Here is a 17,706-nt window from a genome sequence, read left to right on the forward strand (position 1 = left end):
AATCTTAATGATAATGAATTGCATTCAGTTTTTAGTTGTATTAGCCTGCAGCCTGTTAAATTTCAGGAACAAGGATAAATCGTGAGAAATAATAGGCAGTTAAGCGTGGGGATACGGCGCACCGCGTTAGCCATAGCGATAGGGAATGGTGTATTTAACCCTGTGCTGGCAGCCGAGCTGAGTGAGTTGGATGAAGTCTTGGTGCAGTCCAGCCGAGATAGCAGCACGGCGGCGCAAAGCAAGCGCGCCACGGCGGTGATCACCCGCCAACAATTGGATGAGCAGCAGCCAGACTCGGTGGCCGAGGCGCTGAAATACCAACCCAATATTGAGATAGGTGGTGGGCCTCGCGCCAGCAATCAGCAGCCGGTGATCCGCGGCTTAAGTGGTGCTCGGGTCTTGCAGCTATCGGACGGGGCGCGGCAAAATTTTAACGCCGGTCATCGTGGTACTTATCAGATAGATCCTGAGCTGCTTGAACAAATTGACGTGACTAAAGGCCCAGCAGGCAGTCTGTGGGGCAGTGGTGCCATTGGCGGCGTGGTGGCACAAACTAGCCGTGATGCCCGAGATATGCTTAAGCCAGAGCAAACGCTTGGCGGATATGCCAAACAAGGCTTTAGCAGTGCGGCGGAGCAAACTAAAACCAGCGGGGCCGTTTATGGACGGCTCAACGAGCAAGTGGATGTATTAGTTAACGGCTATTACAGTGATCAAAATAATATTCGCCTCGGTAACGGTGATGACCTCATGTACTCCAGCGAACGCGATAGCGGGGGCATGGTAAAGCTGGGTTGGCAGCTGGATGAGAATCAGCGCCTCACCCTGAGCCACAGGCGCAGCGAGAGCAGTGGCGCTGTGCCGGGTAATCCGGCGGCGACTGTGGTGGATAACAGCTCCGTAATCGATCGTGAGTCCACAGATAGCAGCAGCATTTTGGAGTATGTCTACAATCCGTCTTCAGCGCTGGTCGATGTGGACATGAGTCTGTTTCACAATCGGACCCAAATAGATGAATTTCGGATGGTGAAGGGCGAGCAAGACAGCACCGACTACCGCACTGTGGGCGTGAACTTAGTGAATCGCTCGGCACTCGATTGGGGCAAGCTCACCTACGGTGTGGATGGCTTTGAAGATAAAAGCCAAGGTGAGCGCAGTGGGCCTAATCGCCCAATCCCCGCTGATGGTCGCACTCAGGTAATGGGCGGCTTTTTACAAGCGGACTTGCCGTTGGCAGAGGCCTGGACCTTAACGCCCGGGCTGCGTTATGACCACTTTAAAACAGAAGCTAACAATATCAGCGACTCTCAGCGTAGCGACGATGAATGGTCTAAATCCTTGGCGCTTAGCTGGCAAGCCAATGACTGGCTGGATTTGATAGCCCGTTATGATGAAGCCTTTAGGGCACCCACCAGTGAAGAGCTGTACACCACGGGCACCCATTTTATGATCGGGCCTTTCAGTAACAACTTTGTGCCTAACCCTGATCTCAAGCCAGAAAAAGCGCAGAATAAAGAGTTGATAGCCCGCGCCCAGTTTGCCGATCTCTTAGCCAGTAATGACAGTCTTACGCTTAATGCCAGTCTGTTTGAAAATAGGGTGACAGACTTTATTGAAACTCAAGTGATTATGGACTTCGCCAACCGCGTGTTTGAGTCGCGTTACCAAAACGTCCAAAACGCAAAACTACGCGGAGGTGAGCTGGCCGTTAACTATCGGTTACAAGACCTAGATCTTGGTTTGTCTTACGGGCGCACACTGGGCAAAGATGCAGACACAGGGCGCGCGCTAGAAGGCATATCCGCCGACCAATGGGTAGCCAGCATTGGCTATTGGCTGTGGGATCGCCAACTGAAGCTGGGTAGCCAACTAACGTATGCTGACTCAGTCAGTGCTGAAAACCAGCAATACGACGATTACACCTTGCTCGATGTGGGGGCTCGCTGGTATGGCCGAGGCAGCCTAGAAGGCGTTGAGCTGGGTCTTATCGTGGACAACCTTACCGATCAGTACTATCAACGGGCTTATAGCGAATTGTATGAAGCGGGCCGTAACGTGAAAGTGAACGCCTTATATCGTTTTTAAAAAGTCGTTTTAACGTTAAATTTTTAAACCGGGGATTAAAGAGTCATGCCTGAATTAACCCGCCAAGTGTTGGCATTACTGGCAGCCGAGCCTAAGTTGCGCCCAGCGGATATGGCGCGCCGCTTAAGTCTCTCTGAATGGGAGCTGGTGAGTCGTTTGCCCAGTGAGCTGATTTTTACGCTGCCGGGCTCGGTGGCACAACAGGTGCTAGAACGCGTTAGCGAATGGGGGCGAGTAACCACCATTATTGAGGTGGCGGGCTCCATATTTGAAGTTAAAGCGCCCATACCAAGTGGTCGGGCAGGGTACGGTTATTACAACTTACAAGCTGAGTTTGGTGAATTAGACGGACACCTCAAGCTAGATGCAGTGGCGAATATCTCGTTGCAAAGCAAGCCCCATCGCGGCAAGGAAGCCTATGCCATCGTGTTTTACGATGAGCAGGGGCACACCATTTTTAAAATCTACTTGGGCCGGGATGAGCGGGGAGTGTTGTTTCCTGAGCAGGTCACACAATTTAATGCATTAAAGGAGCTAAAACATGTTTGATAAACAGCAACGTTTGCAGGGACGCCTAGAGCCAGAAATTCGCGAATTTCGTGATGCGACTCGTACTCTGGTTTTGGCCACTGTGGATGCCGAAGGCAGGCCTAACGTCAGTTATGCGCCCTTTGCCTTGTTGGAAGATGGCTATTATATCTTGATCAGTGAAATGGCGCGGCACACTAAAAACTTGCTGGAAAACCCCAAAATATCCTTGATGATGGTGGAAGATGAGCAAGACAGCCGCACCTTGTTTGCCAGAAAACGGCTAACCTTTGATGCCACTCCTGAACTAGTACAACGCGACACTCCCGAATGGCAGGCAGGGATTGATGCCTTGCATGCACGTTTTCAGGAAACCGTATTGGGCTTGAGCCAGTTGGCGGATTTTCATCTCTACCGCTTAGTGCCCATTAAAGGTTTATTTGTTAAAGGCTTCGGCCAAGCTTTCGCGGTAAGCGGCGACGACTTAGTTGATGTGTTGCACTTAACCGATGGTCACAGACCCTAGTGTTTTGTAGGGTGCCGTTTTAGCTGGCACTCCCGTCTCAGCGGGATCTCATACTATCCTGCAGCGCAGAATATCGCAGCTAAAGCTGCGGCTAAAAGGCGATTTCAGTCGGAGTTATGGCTCACTGCCGTGGCTTGCCGTGTATTCTGTGGCAGAGCGAGGTCTGTGTTGAGTGTTCCGCCTTCGGCGAAATGCGAGAACTCTTTACCTACGACAAGCGTTCGCCTACAAAATCCAAAGCAGATACAGGTGCAAGTTTTAGTACCGTAAGTCTGCATACAAATGAAAACACCGAGCAGAATTTAAACCACAGAATTTAAACCACAGAATTTAAACCATAGTGCTCGGTGTTTTGTTTTCTGCTGTATTTAAAAGCTAGACGCTTGGTTGATCAGTTTATGTTTGTTCACCACACGCCTCACTTCTCACGCAGAATTATATCGCCTCAATCCGCCCGGGCAGGCCTTGGCGCACGGCGGCGCCGCTGGTCCAGTCTAGCCACACATTTTTTACGTCTGTGCGGGTGGGATCCATTAGCCCCAGCAAGTTTTGGTTTACTCCCGCACCTAAACGCGGATTAGCGGCCATGGGCTGGCCGTCAATCTCGTGAGCGCGCACACCTAGCTCGGTGTGGCCGTAGCCGTGTTCAATGGCGATGGCGCCTTCTACTATGCCATCGCGCACCAGCGCTATGCCTTCCACTTGGCCGCCGGGGGTAATTAAGCGCACCCCTTGGCCGTGAATGATACCGGCACGCTCGGCGTCTTTACGATTGATGCTAATGGGGTTTTCGGGGTGGATCATGCGCAGCCGTTCGGCACCTATGCTCGATGAGCTCATGAGGTGCGACTTATAAGAGGTCACTAATAACGGCCAGTCTTGCTCGGAATAATGGTCACGCATGGCACTGCCATCGGCAAAGCGAGGGCCAAACTCGGTGGCGCAACCGGGCAGCTTTTCACCTGTCATGGAATGAATGGTGCTGCCGATAGTCGGATTCCAAATGCATAAGGTATTGGTGGTGCGATTTTTCATCAGCTCGCCCTCCCAGCCACTGGCAAAGGGCGCAAAGCGACCGCCACGGCTCAGCACAAAGCCCACCTTGCGTTGCTCCTCCACAGCCAAAGTCTCGGCGATCAGCGGCATTAGGCGTGCCGCATTAGTCAGCATTAAGTCGTCGGCACTGGCGTCCGGTACCGGATCATTATTGGCAAACGCCAAGTTAGCGGCGGCGCGCAGATAGAAGTCCGACGCCGTATGCAGGCCGTGCTGGTTGCCTTTATGGTCACGAATGGCGTTATCACCGTAACCGGGCAAGTCCATCTTCTTGGCCACCGCGATAATAAATGACTCTAAACCCACATGATCGCCGTTGGGCAATTGAGGGGTGGCGGGCGTGACCACGGGCCAGCGGGCGGTGGTGGTTTTTTGCGGCACGCCACTCCAGGGCTTAGTGAAACCCCAGCTCTCGTAGGTGAGGGTGTCTGGCACTATGTAATCCGCCAAGGCGGTGGTTTCGTTAATAAAGCCGTCGATGGCGATAAACAGCGGTAATTGCTGAGGATCTTTTAGCTTGTCACCTAAAAAGGTCTGGGCGCCGCCAATGCCGTACAAGGGATTAGTCATGTGACTGATCCAGGTTTTTAAGCGGTACGGATAACCGGCGAAGGCCGCGGCCAAATGCTCGGTCAGCAAGGGCGAAGAAAACGAAAACCAAGGGGCGCGAGCCGGATAGGGCGAGGTACCGGCGGCCACTTTGCGCTTATATTCGCTGCTGTTTTCATAAGGAAAACGGTTACGAGATAAGAACACCCCTTTAGGGCTAATTTTACCGGCAAAGTTTTCTAAGTCGTAGCGGGGCCCGCCATCCACCCCGGCCACGCCACCGGCACCGGGAGCCAGTCCGCCTTTGGCGTTAATGTTGCCCAGCAAAGTATTTAAGGTGAGCACCGCAAACGCGGTATAAAAAGCATTGCCGCTCATCATGCCGCCGTGGGCGTCTACCGACGCCTTGGTGCCGTGGCGCTTTAGCGTTTCGCCCAGTCCCGCAATAATGTGCTCGGGCACGCCGCAATGGGCGCTGTACTCGGCCAGCGTCTGGCGATTAGCCGACTCTTTTAAGCACAGTAATGAGGATTTCACCTGCACCGGCACGCCGTTAACGATCACGGTACGGTTCACCCACAGCTCGGCAGGTCTGGCTTCGGTGTGTGCCATCAGTTCGCCATTAGCTGCATCCACCACCATATTTGTTTCGTTATCACCTATGCCTAGCTTTTTGCCTAAATCTGCCGCGGTTAAAAAGCGGCCGGCTTCGGGGTGCGGAGCTTGCAACACCAAGTGAGTAGCATTGGCATGGCTGGGCTGCTTGGCGGCGGCTTGAGCAGCTGGGCCCGGCTGAGCCAAATAATCGAGATTGATGCCGTCGTTTTCCATTAACCAGCGAATAATACCCATGGCTAATGCGTCATCGGTGGCGGGTTTAATCGGCACCCAGCGTCCGCGCTGTTCATTAAGGCGGCTAATGCTGTTGGGCAAGGTAGGCGCGACCACTACGTAGTCTAACTTTCCCTCACTGCGCGCCTCGGCCAATTGACGACCTTGGCGTTTAAAGGGGTTACCAGCCTGAGCCGGTGAGGTACCGATGCACAGTACAAATTGAGCATGATCCCAGTCCGGTTTACCGTGGCTAAATTTATCTAAGTCATTAAAGACAGCACCGGCACCGGCGCGATAACCAAAGCCGCAATAGCCGCCGTGGTGACCAAAGTTACGGGTGCCGTAGCTGTTAAAAATAAAGCGCTTTAAGAAGCTGTCGCGGCCCTCGTCACCGGCATTGGTGACCATCAGCTGATTAGCCTTGGAGCCAAACTCGGGGTTATTGGCATCCACTGGGGTGTCTAAGTCGCGAATGGCGCGCAAGCCCTCAACTGGGCCTTCACCAAATAAATCACCGCCTTCCACCACCTCACTAATCAATTGCTCAAAGCTGATGGTCTGCCACTTACCTGCACCGCGCTTGCCGCTGCGCTTCATGATCTTGGTTAAGCGATAGGGGCTGTGCAGCTGCTCGCTTAATGCCGCGCCTCTGGCACAGGCGGTAGAGCGATTTTCCAGCCCTGACTCACCGGCCAGCTGTTTAAACACCTCGCGCACCGGTGTTTCTTGGGCGGGCGCATGGGTATTAGATAACGGATGATAAGGATTACCGGCGATGCGCAGTATCTTGTTGGCTTTGGTGTCGACACGGGCGCGCAGACCACATAAGGTCCAGCAGCCAAAACATTGCACTGGGCTCACCACTTGGTTTTCGCCCATGACTAACTCGTTATCTGCGCTCAGCATAAACTCGGGCGCCAGCGCATTTCCGGCAATACGGTGATTGGTGGGCACGCCACTGGTGCCATTGATCAGGCCTTTGACCGCTTTTTTGACCGGTTCTGCATAACCCACGGCAAAGGCACCGGTGCCGCCGGCAATCATGCCAGCTTGTAATAAGGCGCGACGTTTCTTATCCATGACGGACTCCCATGTTATCCAGTAAGGCCCACACCACAGCGGCCATGGCCAGCCATAAACCAATGGTACCGGCGACGATAATGCCGGCGGAGCCCAGTAAATCTGCGCTTAAGTGATACAAGCCGGCGCCGTATTTAGGCACGGTTTGTACGTTCATTAACACCACCCATCTAAATCCCCACGCACACAAGATGGCGAGCAGAGCGGGGAGGGCATCAAAGCGAGTAATCTTGCTATTGCGCCGAGCCCAGCACAGGCCCCAGAGCACAATGCCGCCGGTTAATGACACCAGTAGCAGGTCCCGCCAGAAGCTGAAATTATAAAAAATACGCTTAGCTTCTAACCAAGAGGGCGAGCCTAACATTATGCCAGTCAGCGCCCATAGCAGCATGGCCACCGTGAGTGCGCCCAAGGTGAACAACATGTTGCGACGTAAGGGCAAGATGTGAGCCGAGACACGGGGGAACAAAATATCCAGCAGCAACAAGAGACCAAACAAGGCAAGGAACGCAGTGAGCAAGAAGTTCACCGGCAGCCAAGCCGTATCCCATAGCGCGCGGGAGCGCACTACCATCACTTCCATGCCCGTATAGAGCAAGATGCCGACAGCCGACAAGGCGGTAAGCCAAGCCAGCCCGTGCAGTACCTTGCCTGTGGGCCACAGCGGTAATTCACACCACCACTTTAGCCACGCCTGCTTGGGTGCCAGCAAGGTGATTAACATACTTAATGACACCACTAGGGCTAATGTCACAAATATTGGCAAGATCAGCGCGCCTATCCACATCCAAGAGCTAGGGGTGAGCTGGGTATAAAAGTGCCAAAAACGTAACGGCTGATGTAGATCTGCCAATAACGCCACTGGGCCTGTCACGGCACTGATGCCCATAATAAAGGCCAACCGCCAGCGCCAAGGGCTCAATGACGAGCCCTCTATTAAGGCAAGCGGTAATAACAAGGCGGCGGTGGCCGCCAAGCCAATCAAAAAGAAATATTGCACCGCCCATGGCAGCCAAGGGGCATCCGCATGGGTGGTTAGCAGTTCAATAACAGGCATATAAGCTCCTAACTGTGCTCAGGAAACCAAAGTCCGGGTTGGCCGTCGATGCGATCTACAAACTCATCACCCAGTCCGATGTAATAGACTTGTGGCGCCGTGCCTTGTTCAGGCTTGAGCACTTTAGTGTCTGCGCTGTGCGCGTGCAGTAGTCGGCTAATGGTGCTATTCGGGTCTTTCATATCGCCAATTACTCGCGCGCCACCCACGCAGGACTCCACACAGGCAGGCAATAAGCCTACCTCTAAGCGATGCACACAAAAGGTGCACTTGTCGGCGGTTTGGGTGTCGTGATTAATAAAGCGCGCATCATAGGGGCAGGCTTGCACGCAATAGGCACAGCCCACGCATTGCTCGTTATCCACCACTACGATGCCGTCGGCTCTTTGATAGGTCGCCTGAGTGGGGCACACCGGCACACAAGGGGGATTGGCGCAGTGGTTGCACAACCTTGGCAGCATGACATGACTCACCTGATCGGTCTCGGCCACCTGTACCTCATACTGCTGTACCGTGGTGCGAAATTGGCCGATAGGCGGCAAGTTTTCCATGCTGCAACTCACGGTGCAGGCTTGGCAGCCAATGCATTTTCGCAAGTCGATGATCATGCCATAGCGTTTATTGCTGTCACCATCACGCGCATCTTGTGTGCTAAGCGGTGCCGCGTGCAGCTCGGTTACGGGGATCAAGCTGGCGCCGGCAGTGAGCCCGGTCAAATTTCTAAGAAATTGTCGTTTGCTGATGTCCATACATGGCTCCTCAGGAGTAATGAGTGCTATTGTCTCGAGCCTGCACTCATTAGCTCTATTGTGGTTTACCACATAAGGCACTTTGACTTGATCTGGAACAGGCTTTTATACCGAATATTAGGTATTTCCCCACTATTACTGCTAAGTTTTTCCGGCCTCAGCCAGCCATATCAGGTGGGTTTTTTAGCGGTGCGCGGTGCAACGCACGCCGAAGCCCAGTGGGCGCCTACTTTAGCGCTGCTTAATGCCCAAGTGCCCGACCATGAATTTATTGGCCACTATCTCAGTCAAGATCAGCTAGACGCAGCACTTGCCGAGCAAAGCTTAGATTTTGTGGTGACTAATCCGGCGCACTTTATGTTGAGTCATCAACAACCCCTTAACTGGCTGGCGTCTTATCTAGACTCACACTACGGCCAAGCGCGTGCCAGTGTGGCGGGCACACTTTGGGTGCGTGCCAACAGCCCACTGACCGAGCCCGAACAGTTACGCGGGCAACGGGTGGGCGCGGTACACGAAACAGCCTTTGGCGGCTACTTGTTGGTGGCCGAGCAATTGCGCAAGCGCAACATTTCTCTTCAAGAGTTAGCCCTAACTTTTAGTGGTTATCCGCTGGACGCACTCGCCTATGGGCTGCGCGATGGCACGGTTGCCGCCGCTATCTTGCCCAGTTGTTTGCTTGAAGACATGGCACGTGACGGCTTAGTTGACTTGGGTGATTTTCGCGCCCTTATGGTGCAATCAGACGAGCGCTGCGTGCGCTCCACGCCTTTGTATCCGGGCTGGAGCTTTGCCAGTGTTGGCAGTTTGGATGAGCCTTTACTCAGATCCATTACTCAGGCGTTATTGCAATTTGAGCTGGCCGGCCAGCCCCAATGGGGAGCCGCGGTGCGCCTCGATGAGGTGGCCAGCTTATTAATGGACTGGCAACTGGGGCCTGAGCCCACGCCCCTTGCTCATGGGCGTATGTTGCGCGAATTTATGGTGCAGCATTGGCCTTGGCTGGCGGCTTTTATCACTGTCTTGTTCGGCCATTTGCTCTATCACTGGCGGGTGACAGTGCTGTTACGCAGGCGCAGCAAAGAATGCGCGCGCCTGCATCAAGAAGTGCAACAAAAAGAGCAGACCTTGGCTCAGGCACGGCTGCGCATCTTAATGGGAGAAATGGCCACCGGCTTGGCTCATGAGCTGAATCAACCCTTATCTGCGATTCAGGCCTACGCCCAAGCGGGAGAATTAGTGCAAGATAGCGCGCAACATAAAACGGCGTTTAATCATATAGTGGCGGAAACCGAACGGGGTTCGGCCATTATTCGCCGTTTTCGCCAATGGGCGACGCAGCCATTGCCCAGTGCCGAGCCGGTTGACTTGAGCGAGCTGTGCCAAGAAGCAGTGACGCGTTTAGGCCCGCGAATTGAGGCGTTAGGCGTGCAATTTAAAGTGGCGCTGATGCCCTCTAGCCCTGAGCCGGCTATGTTAGTGTCGGTTAGACCTGCAGTGGAGCAAATTTTAAATAACTTATTGAATAATGCCCTAGAAGCTCAAGCGCGGTGTTTAAGCCAAACGCCAATGCATCAGGCCTGGATCAGCTTAAATGTCACGGGAGAGCAAAACGGTTGGCAGCTGTTGCTTGAAGATAATGCCGGCGGCATAGATGAAGAGATTATTAAAACCTTACAACATAATTTACCGGCCAGTCATTATCATGGCATGGGTATCGGATTATTAGTCAGTCATCGTTTAGTATTGCGCTTGCAAGGGCAATTAAGCTTGCGTAATACCGAGCAGGGCACCCAAGTGCGCTTGTTTTTTAACAGCTAGTTTTTCAAGCTCTCGTTTTTTAATGACGAGCTTTTAACTCTTAATTTTTTAGCTCTTAATTTTTCCTGATTACTTATGAACCTCAGCCAGTATGCTGCCTTATTTAGGTTTTTGTAGCTGCCACTTGTTTATAAACAGAAGGTTTCGGCAGGCCAGCTTTGCTGGCAATTTTTAAATAAAAACATAAAACCGTGGCGAAGTCCTCTTCGCCGAAGAGACGGCCACCTACGTTGTAACCCATTGAATATATTGATGCTGAAGTCACTGAAACATAGCTGAACTTTGTGGGTAATCAGGTAATTTTTTAACTAGGGATCTTGCGTGCAGGTTTATATTCTTGATGACGATAGTCAAGTGTTGGCGGCCAATCAATTTTTATTGCAGGCTCTGGGTTACCCGAGTTTAGGCTGGCAAGATCCCGAGCTATTTTTAGCCGAGGTCGACGCCCAAGTATCGGCCATTTTACTGCTCGACTTAGCCATGCCTAAACTCGACGGCTTGCAGATACAGGCCGAGCTGATGGCGCGTCAAAGTTTAGTCGCTGTGATCCTGCTCACCGGCCACGGCGATGTGCCCCAAGCGGTGGCCGCCATGAAGCAGGGCGCTGTGGATTTTTTAGAAAAGCCGGTGGATGCCAAACGCTTAAGCGCGGCCTTTATACAGGCCAAGGCGAGGGTGGCACAATTACGTCAACACGCAGATATTCGGGCTCACTTTGAACGACTGTCGCTGCGTGAGCGCGAAGTAGTGAGTCTAGTCGCCGAAGGGCTGACGAATAAGGCTATCGCCGAGCAACTGTGTGTGGCGGTGCGAACTGTAGAAGTGCATCGAGCCGCCGCCATGACCAAGTTAGCCGTCACCAGCATGGCGGAGCTGCTCAACCAGTGGCAGTTATTGAATAGCGAATACTGAACACTGAATATTAAATACTGAAAAAGCACGGCTAGGTGTTTGTTAACTCCCCGCGCAAGTTTTTACCCATTTGGCTGCGTATTTCATCTGGGCTGAGATTTTTACTGAGCAAGTAATGCAGCTTAGTGAGGGCGGCTTCTGTGGTCATATCAAAGCCAGACACCACGCCACAGGCGGCCAAGGCGCGGCCGGGGGCGTAGTCGCACATGTTTACGCTGCCGCGCTGGCATTGGGTGAGGTTGACGATAATAACGCCGCGCGCGCTGGCCTCAGTTAATAATTTAAGCATGGCCGGATGTTGTGGGGCATTGCCTACGCCATAAGACAACAGCAATAACGCTTTTACCGGCGGCTGCAATTGGTTGGCCAGCACGTGTGGGCTAATACCCGGATACAAGGTGACCATGGTAATGGGTTGCGGGGTAATGGGGCTGACGGTGAGTGGTGTGCCGCGCGCTTGGCCAAGCTGACCGGCCTGTAGGCTGATGTGAATGCCCGCATTAAGCAGCGGCGGAAAATTAGGCGAGTCGAAAGCTTCAAAGCCGTCTGCGTGCTCTTTGCTGGCGCGATTGCCGCGATACAAGCGGTTATTAAAAAACAGGCTCACTTCGTTAATTGGAAAATGCGCCGCTATATAGAGCGCATTTAATAAGTTAGGGCGCCCGTCAGATCTCAGCTCGGCCAGCGGGATTTGGGATCCGGTTACTATCACGGGTTTATCTAAGTCTTCCAGCATAAAAGACAGCGCAGAGGCGGTGAAGGCCATGGTATCTGTGCCGTGTAACACCACGAAGCCGTCGTAATCTTGATAGTGAGCCTGAATGTCGTCGGCAATGGCTTGCCAGTCGCTGGGGGTTATGTCCGCCGAGTCAATCAGCGGCTGATATTCGTGTAAGTGATAGTGGGGCATTTCTTGGTAATGAAATTCGGGTATGGCCGCTAAGCGCTTAGCCATATAGCCCGCCGCCGGCACATAGCCGTTGGCGGACTTTTGCATACCTATGGTACCGCCGGTATAGGCGATATAAATGCTTTTTTTCGCCATTAACGTTTACCTCAAGACTAAAGGCTTTTCTGCCACGGAAGAACACGGAACCCACGGAAAAATAGAGATTAAGACCAAAACGAACATTGACTTGGTAAGACCTTACAAGATATATGCTCTTGGTTTGTCGCTCTTCGTCCGTGGGTTCTGTGCCTCTCGCAACAAACAAGCGTGGCAAACATAGGTTTAGGGTTTGGAGTTATCTTGTCCTCTTCACCCTTCACGGCTTTGAATCAAAAACTCTGACAGGGTACGCACAATATATATTGGCCATGTACGTCGCTAAACTGGCTTAAATTGCTCGCCGCTTGTTGCACTTGCTCTGCTGCGGGGCGTAACACTGTGGGCAAGGCGGCCATAGCAATCTTGCCTAGCACTGTTGAATCCCCCATAAATTGCGCCAGTAACTTATCTTTTGCCGACATGGGCAACTTAATTTGCTTAACGTCAAACTCGCCTAAGTTGGCCAATAAGGCGGCACCGGCTAGCGCGTCATCTAGGTTACCTAGCTCATCAACAAGCCCCAGCTCTAAGGCCTTTTGGCCGGTCCATACATGGCCTTGGGCAATGCGGTCTACCTCTGCCGCGGGCATATTACGACCTTGAGCAACTATGCTCACAAATTGGCCATAAGTATGCTCAACGCTCATTTGGATCATTTGTTTCACGTGCTCTGGCAAGCCGGTGGTGATGCCGGCACCGACAAAGTCGGTAGTGCCCACGCCATCGGTATTAAGGCCTATTTTTTGCAACGCTTCTTCAAAGGTTAAAAACAAACCAAACACACCAATGGAGCCGGTGAGCGTGGTGGGTGAGGCGTAGATTTTATCGGCGTCTGCCGCTATCCAATAACCGCCTGATGCCGCCGTGCTCCCCATAGATATGATCAGTGGCTTGCCGCTTTCTTTAAAGTTCAGCAGGGCGCTGCGAATTTGCTCTGCGGCAAAGGCGCTGCCACCTGGGCTATCGACGCGCAGCACCAGCGCTTGAATTTGCTCGTCACGGCGCGCTTCATTAATTAACTGGCTTAGGTGCTCGTCATTAATGCTATTGGGCGTGGCGGTATCTGCCGACATGATGGGCCCGCTTGCGGTAATTAAGCCCACCGCAGGGACTGTTTGTGCGCTTAGTTTAGAGATAGCTTGGTTGCGGCTCAGATAGGTAGGCACATCTAAGCTCATGTACTGATTGGTCTGACTATTCCAACCCACTTGCTCTGCCACAGTTTGCAGCATCTCACTGCGCGTCGCCAAGCTATCCACTAAGCCTTGCTGTAGCGCGTATTGAGCCGGATCGCCGTTCACCTTGGCAAAACGACTCAGCATCTGCTCTTTAGTGGGGCTAATGTGGTCCGCCGGAATATTGCGCAGTTTGACAATCTTATCTTGATAATGGGCCCACAGCTGGCCTAACCATAATTGGGTGTCTTCACGGCTCTCTGCAGACATATCATCACGCAGATAAGGCTCTACAAAAGATTTATAGGTGCCCACGCGAAACACATGAGGGGTAATATTAAAACGCTCAAAGGCGGATTTGTAAAAAAGACGATAAACGCCTAAGCCTTGAATAGACACGCTGCCGGCGGGGTTCAGTAGAATGTGATCTGCATGGGCGGCTAAGTAATATTGACCTTGGGAATAATTATCGCCGATGGCATATACGGGTTTGCCTGAGGTTTTAAATGCTTCTATGGCCGCACCCACTTCGTCGAGTTTAGTAATACTCGACTCGCTCATGTTTTGTAATTGCAATACCAATGCGGCGATCCGGTCGTCGGTGCGAGCCAGCTCTAGCGCGTCTTTAATTTGCTTTAAGGTCATGGGCGGCGGCGTGTCGTCGCCAGACAACCATTTTTCTGCCATGCCTTGTGGCGTGGCTTGGGCTTCTTGCTCGAGCACGGGGCCGGATAAGGCCAGGGTCAAGGCAGCTTTATCGGGCAATATTTGATTATTGTCATCTGAGCTAAACAAGATAAAGACAAAGCTTAATATGAGCAGTAGCAGCACAGTTTTCAGGAGTATGCGTATGGCATTCAGCACTTTTACCAGCCCACGGAATAGCCATTTTACTTTTGCCCACATAAATAACGCCCTAACTTAATGAATTGTCGAATTAACCCATTATGGCGGCAGCCGTCGCACAATACCACGTTAAACACCCTGTTAAATCCTTCGCTAATCTAAGTGTAAAGATGAGCTAAGCCCCTAGGTAGCAGGCTTAAGCTATACGTTTGGAATGGCGCGGCTTCAAAAGTCGATATCTATCTTTGGCTGAGCGCTCAGCGCAGTCCTTAGCCTTGTTGTTTGTCGGCACTTGGCGCTTGGCGTTCGGCGCTGTTAGAGTATTACCCTATCGAATTTGCTTCAATTTAAAAAGGTGTAACACATGGATGCTTTGCAACTGCTATTAAATCGCCACTCTAACCCGCGCTTAAACGCGCCGGCGCCGGCAGGTGAGCAGTTAGAGACCCTCTTTAAGGCGGCCTTGCGCGCGCCAGATCACGCAGGCTTAACGCCGTGGGAGTTTATTGTTTCTGAAGGCGAACAACGTGCCTTGCTGGGTGATGTGTTTGCCAAAGCCACAGCGGCAAAAGGCGAAGATGCAGAGGTGGTGGCAAACGCCCGTCAACTGCCATTGCGAGCGCCTATGGTGATTACTGTGGTGGCCAAGGTGAAGGAGCACGACAAGGTGCCGCGCTTGGAGCAAGAGTTGTCGGCAGGCTGTGCGCTCATGGCCATGCAAATGGCGGCACAAGCCTTAGGCTTTAACGGTATTTGGCGCACCGGCTGGTTTGCCTTCGATCGCGGCGTACACATGGATTTAGGTTTAAGTGAGCAAGATCAAATTGTCGGCTTCTTGTATTTGGGCACACCGCAAACAGAAGTACGCAAGGTCGCCGAGCGCGAGACTGCACCCTTCGTGCGTTATTTTGGCCAGTAATCAATTGTGAAGGGTGAAGAGTAAATGGTTAAGGGGTAAACATAACTCAGAGAAGAGATCTTAAAGACCAGAGATTTCTTCGCCACGGAATACACAGCATTCACTGAAAAAACTCGTGAGAGCAATCAGCTTAGCTGATGGTTGAAGGCTTACAAAAGAGGTGATTTTTTCACTCTTATCTTGTCGCTCTACTTTCGTGTATTCCGTGGCAAAAATAGGTTTAGGGTTTGGGGCTCTGTCGTCCTCTTCGCACCTTACCCTTCGCTCTTCACCGGGCATTTTCTTACTTACGGCTTACGGCTATTTTGTCCCGCTTATCCCAATAGATAAAGGCACCGGCGCCCAGCATGCCAAAGGTCACACCGGCCACACTGCTGGCTAAAATATCGATGGGCCAATGCAAGCCCAGTAACAGGCGTGAATAACACACCCCCACCGCCCACAGGCTTAAACCGGCAATCAACCAAGGTGAGCGGCGGCGATAGACGAAGAGCAAACAATAAAAGCCGGCTATGGTCATGGCGGCTATCGAATGGCCAGACGGGAAGGAGTAACTCACCTCATCTTGCCAATGTAACTTTAACCAGTTAGGTATCTTTTCTTCAGGCATGGTTTTTAAGCTGTCAGATAGCCATTGCTCACGCGTTAAGGGGAGCTGAGCATAAAAATTGTTGCTGTCGGTTAAGCGACCTTCTTCGGCTAACCAGATCACGTAAGGGCGCGGCTCTTTAAAATATTGTTTGGCCACCGATTTAGTGACGAAGGCGCTGCCAAGAGCGGCCATTAAACAAAAGAAGAACACCGCATATTGATACGGGCGTCGGCGCCAGCCGCGCAGCACTAAGATACTCAATACCGCCAAAATAACTGCCATGCCAATTTCATCTAAGGATAAGGTCATGGAATAGGCGAGCAGTGCGGGGGCGTTATCTAAATCAAGTAGCGGAAACCAGTGCCAATGCCAGTGATAGCCGATGCTGGCGATAGCCACTGGTAAGATTAAGATGAGAGGCACCAAAAGTAAGTGGCGAGGATTCATAAGGCTCTTGTCGCGATAAGAATTGAAAGGGTGGCAAGATACTAACAAAACAGCGCGCCATTGATAGCTGAAACTTATTTCATTAACGGCTAAAATGCTCGGCCATTCAGGAGGATGTCTATGAAATTGCTCGCCGATGAGAATATGCCCTACGTGCAAGAATTATTTGGTGACTGGGCGGAAATTATCACAAGCCCTGGCCGAGATATGACTCCTGAACAGCTGATCGATGTGGATGTATTGTTAGTACGCTCCATCACGCAGGTGAATCACGCGCTCTTAGCCAAGGCCAATCGGCTGCGCTTTGTGGGCACCGCCACAATAGGCTGCGACCACATAGACACTGAGTTGTTACGTGAGCGAGGCATTGCCTTTGCCAGTGCCCCTGGCTGTAACAAGGTGGCGGTGGGTGATTATGTGCTGGCGGCCTTGTTGAAAGTGGCGGCGCATAAACACTGGCAACTCAAAGATAAAACCTTAGCCGTGGTGGGCGTGGGCAACACCGGCTCACAAGTGGTGCAGCGAGCAAAGGCGCTGGGCATGAGGGTATTGCAATGCGACCCGTTTAAGGCGCTAAGCTGCCCGATGACCAGTGCGATAAACCCTCCGACAGATTTTGTCGACTTGGGCCAAGCACTGACCGCCGATATCGTCAGTTTTCATGTGCCCATTACCCAAGACGGTGCGCATCCTACTTGGCATTTGCTTGGCGCAAGCCAGATTAGCGCGCTAAACGCCGACCAAGTGTTGATTAACGCATGTCGCGGCGAAGTGTGGGATAATGCCGCGCTCTTGGCTCGCCAGCTGAGTAAAGAGCCGTTAACGCTGGTGATGGATGTGTGGGAGCGCGAGCCCAATGTGTTGGCGCCCTTGGTATCCCATGTATTGTTGGCCACGCCGCACATTGCCGGTTACAGCTTAGAAGGCAAGGCGCGCGGCACCTTTGCGCTCTATCAAGCCTTGGCTGAGCACGCACAGTTAGTGCGCGCGCATTCCTTGGAGCAATTGCTGCCGGCGCCTGCTATTACGCGTGTAGAGCTGGCGGCCAGTGTGGCTGTTACCCAGAATGTGTCTGTTGATCAGAGTGTTTATCAGAGTGTGGATCAAGCTTTACTGGCACGGTTAGTGGCCTTGGTTTATGACATTGAGCGTGATGATGCGGCGTTTCGGGTCGCACTCGGCCAGCCGGGTTTCTTTGACCGCTTGCGCAAGCTTTACCCGGAGCGGCGCGAGCTGGCTTCCTTATCTGTGGTGTTGGGCGCCTCGAAGCGTGGCTCAGCACAACTGCAGGCCTTGGGCTTTAGCTGCTAATTCGATAATGGATAGCTCAGTGTTCACGCCGTAAAGGCCTGGCAACAAGTGTCTATCCTTGATCCTATTGCAGTTCCTATTGGCGCTGTTTTTTTCTACACTCTTTATTACATGCTTTCTTACACTTTTCTCATTTACGTAGGCCATGGCGAATTTTACCCTTGAGCCCGC

13 protein-coding genes are annotated in these 17,706 nt (G+C 52.3%); 7 read left to right on the forward strand and 6 right to left on the reverse strand.

Annotation, left to right across the window (positions count from 1 at the left end):
* Positions 1-81: 81 nt before the first annotated feature.
* The 3 genes from ACEN2G_RS02435 to hutZ are packed head-to-tail and all read left to right on the forward strand — an operon-like array spanning position 82 to position 3,139.
* Positions 82-2,085: a TonB-dependent hemoglobin/transferrin/lactoferrin family receptor gene (locus ACEN2G_RS02435; RefSeq protein WP_442019871.1), complete on the forward strand. Its 2,004-nt coding sequence runs from the start codon at positions 82-84 to the stop codon at positions 2,083-2,085.
* A gap of 45 nt (positions 2,086-2,130) precedes the next feature.
* Positions 2,131-2,634, forward strand: a complete 504-nt coding sequence (gene hutX / locus ACEN2G_RS02440; protein ID WP_442019872.1) for a heme utilization cystosolic carrier protein HutX — start codon at positions 2,131-2,133, stop codon at positions 2,632-2,634.
* Positions 2,627-3,139, forward strand: coding sequence for a heme utilization protein HutZ (gene hutZ, locus ACEN2G_RS02445; RefSeq protein WP_442019873.1), 513 nt, complete (start codon positions 2,627-2,629; stop codon positions 3,137-3,139). The genes hutX and hutZ overlap by 8 nt, the downstream gene beginning before the upstream one ends.
* Positions 3,140-3,574: 435 nt before the next feature.
* On the opposite strand, the gene ACEN2G_RS02450 is transcribed toward hutZ, so the two are convergent.
* From ACEN2G_RS02450 to ttrB, 3 genes are read right to left on the reverse strand one after another with little or no spacing between them, the layout of a single operon-like run.
* On the reverse strand, positions 3,575-6,658 hold the full coding sequence (locus ACEN2G_RS02450; protein ID WP_442019874.1) for a molybdopterin dinucleotide binding domain-containing protein: 3,084 nt from the start codon (positions 6,656-6,658) through the stop codon (positions 3,575-3,577).
* Complete coding sequence (gene nrfD / locus ACEN2G_RS02455) at positions 6,651-7,715, reverse strand: NrfD/PsrC family molybdoenzyme membrane anchor subunit (RefSeq protein ID WP_442019875.1); 1,065 nt, start codon at positions 7,713-7,715, stop codon at positions 6,651-6,653. Before nrfD ends, ACEN2G_RS02450 begins: the two co-directional genes overlap by 8 nt.
* A gap of 8 nt (positions 7,716-7,723) precedes the next feature.
* Complete coding sequence (gene ttrB / locus ACEN2G_RS02460) at positions 7,724-8,464, reverse strand: tetrathionate reductase subunit TtrB (RefSeq protein ID WP_442019876.1); 741 nt, start codon at positions 8,462-8,464, stop codon at positions 7,724-7,726.
* Positions 8,465-8,551: 87 nt separating this feature from the next.
* Between ttrB and ACEN2G_RS02465 the strand changes: the two genes are divergently transcribed.
* Both ACEN2G_RS02465 and ACEN2G_RS02470 read left to right on the forward strand, forming a co-directional pair.
* On the forward strand, positions 8,552-10,285 hold the full coding sequence (locus tag ACEN2G_RS02465; protein ID WP_442019877.1) for a PhnD/SsuA/transferrin family substrate-binding protein: 1,734 nt from the start codon (positions 8,552-8,554) through the stop codon (positions 10,283-10,285).
* A gap of 321 nt (positions 10,286-10,606) precedes the next feature.
* The gene (locus ACEN2G_RS02470) at positions 10,607-11,197 is read left to right on the forward strand and encodes a response regulator transcription factor (RefSeq protein WP_442019878.1); all 591 of its coding nucleotides are present in this window, start codon (positions 10,607-10,609) and stop codon (positions 11,195-11,197) included.
* 31 nt (positions 11,198-11,228) lie between these two features.
* Here the strand turns inward: ACEN2G_RS02470 and ansA are convergent, their stop codons facing one another.
* The gene (ansA, locus tag ACEN2G_RS02475) at positions 11,229-12,242 is read right to left on the reverse strand and encodes an asparaginase (protein WP_442019879.1); all 1,014 of its coding nucleotides are present in this window, start codon (positions 12,240-12,242) and stop codon (positions 11,229-11,231) included.
* A 233-nt stretch (positions 12,243-12,475) separates the two neighbouring features.
* Positions 12,476-14,326, reverse strand: coding sequence for a signal peptide peptidase SppA (gene sppA / locus ACEN2G_RS02480; RefSeq protein WP_442019880.1), 1,851 nt, complete (start codon positions 14,324-14,326; stop codon positions 12,476-12,478).
* A gap of 304 nt (positions 14,327-14,630) precedes the next feature.
* Here sppA and ACEN2G_RS02485 point away from each other — a divergent pair, with 304 nt between their 5' ends.
* Positions 14,631-15,185: an NAD(P)H nitroreductase gene (locus tag ACEN2G_RS02485; protein WP_442019881.1), complete on the forward strand. Its 555-nt coding sequence runs from the start codon at positions 14,631-14,633 to the stop codon at positions 15,183-15,185.
* Between the two features lie 283 nt (positions 15,186-15,468).
* Here ACEN2G_RS02485 and ACEN2G_RS02490 read toward each other — a convergent pair whose 3' ends face one another.
* Entirely contained in the window at positions 15,469-16,224 is a 756-nt protein-coding gene (locus ACEN2G_RS02490) for a phosphatase PAP2 family protein (protein ID WP_442019882.1), read from the reverse strand.
* Positions 16,225-16,344: 120 nt separating this feature from the next.
* Between ACEN2G_RS02490 and ACEN2G_RS02495 the strand changes: the two genes are divergently transcribed.
* Positions 16,345-17,535 (forward strand): 4-phosphoerythronate dehydrogenase, encoded by a 1,191-nt coding sequence (locus ACEN2G_RS02495; protein ID WP_442019883.1) that lies wholly within the window; start codon positions 16,345-16,347, stop codon positions 17,533-17,535.
* The last annotated feature ends 171 nt before the right edge of the window (positions 17,536-17,706 follow it).

The sequence above is a fragment of the Oceanisphaera sp. W20_SRM_FM3 genome, from assembly GCF_052119705.1.
GTDB lineage: Bacteria > Pseudomonadota > Gammaproteobacteria > Enterobacterales > Aeromonadaceae > Oceanimonas.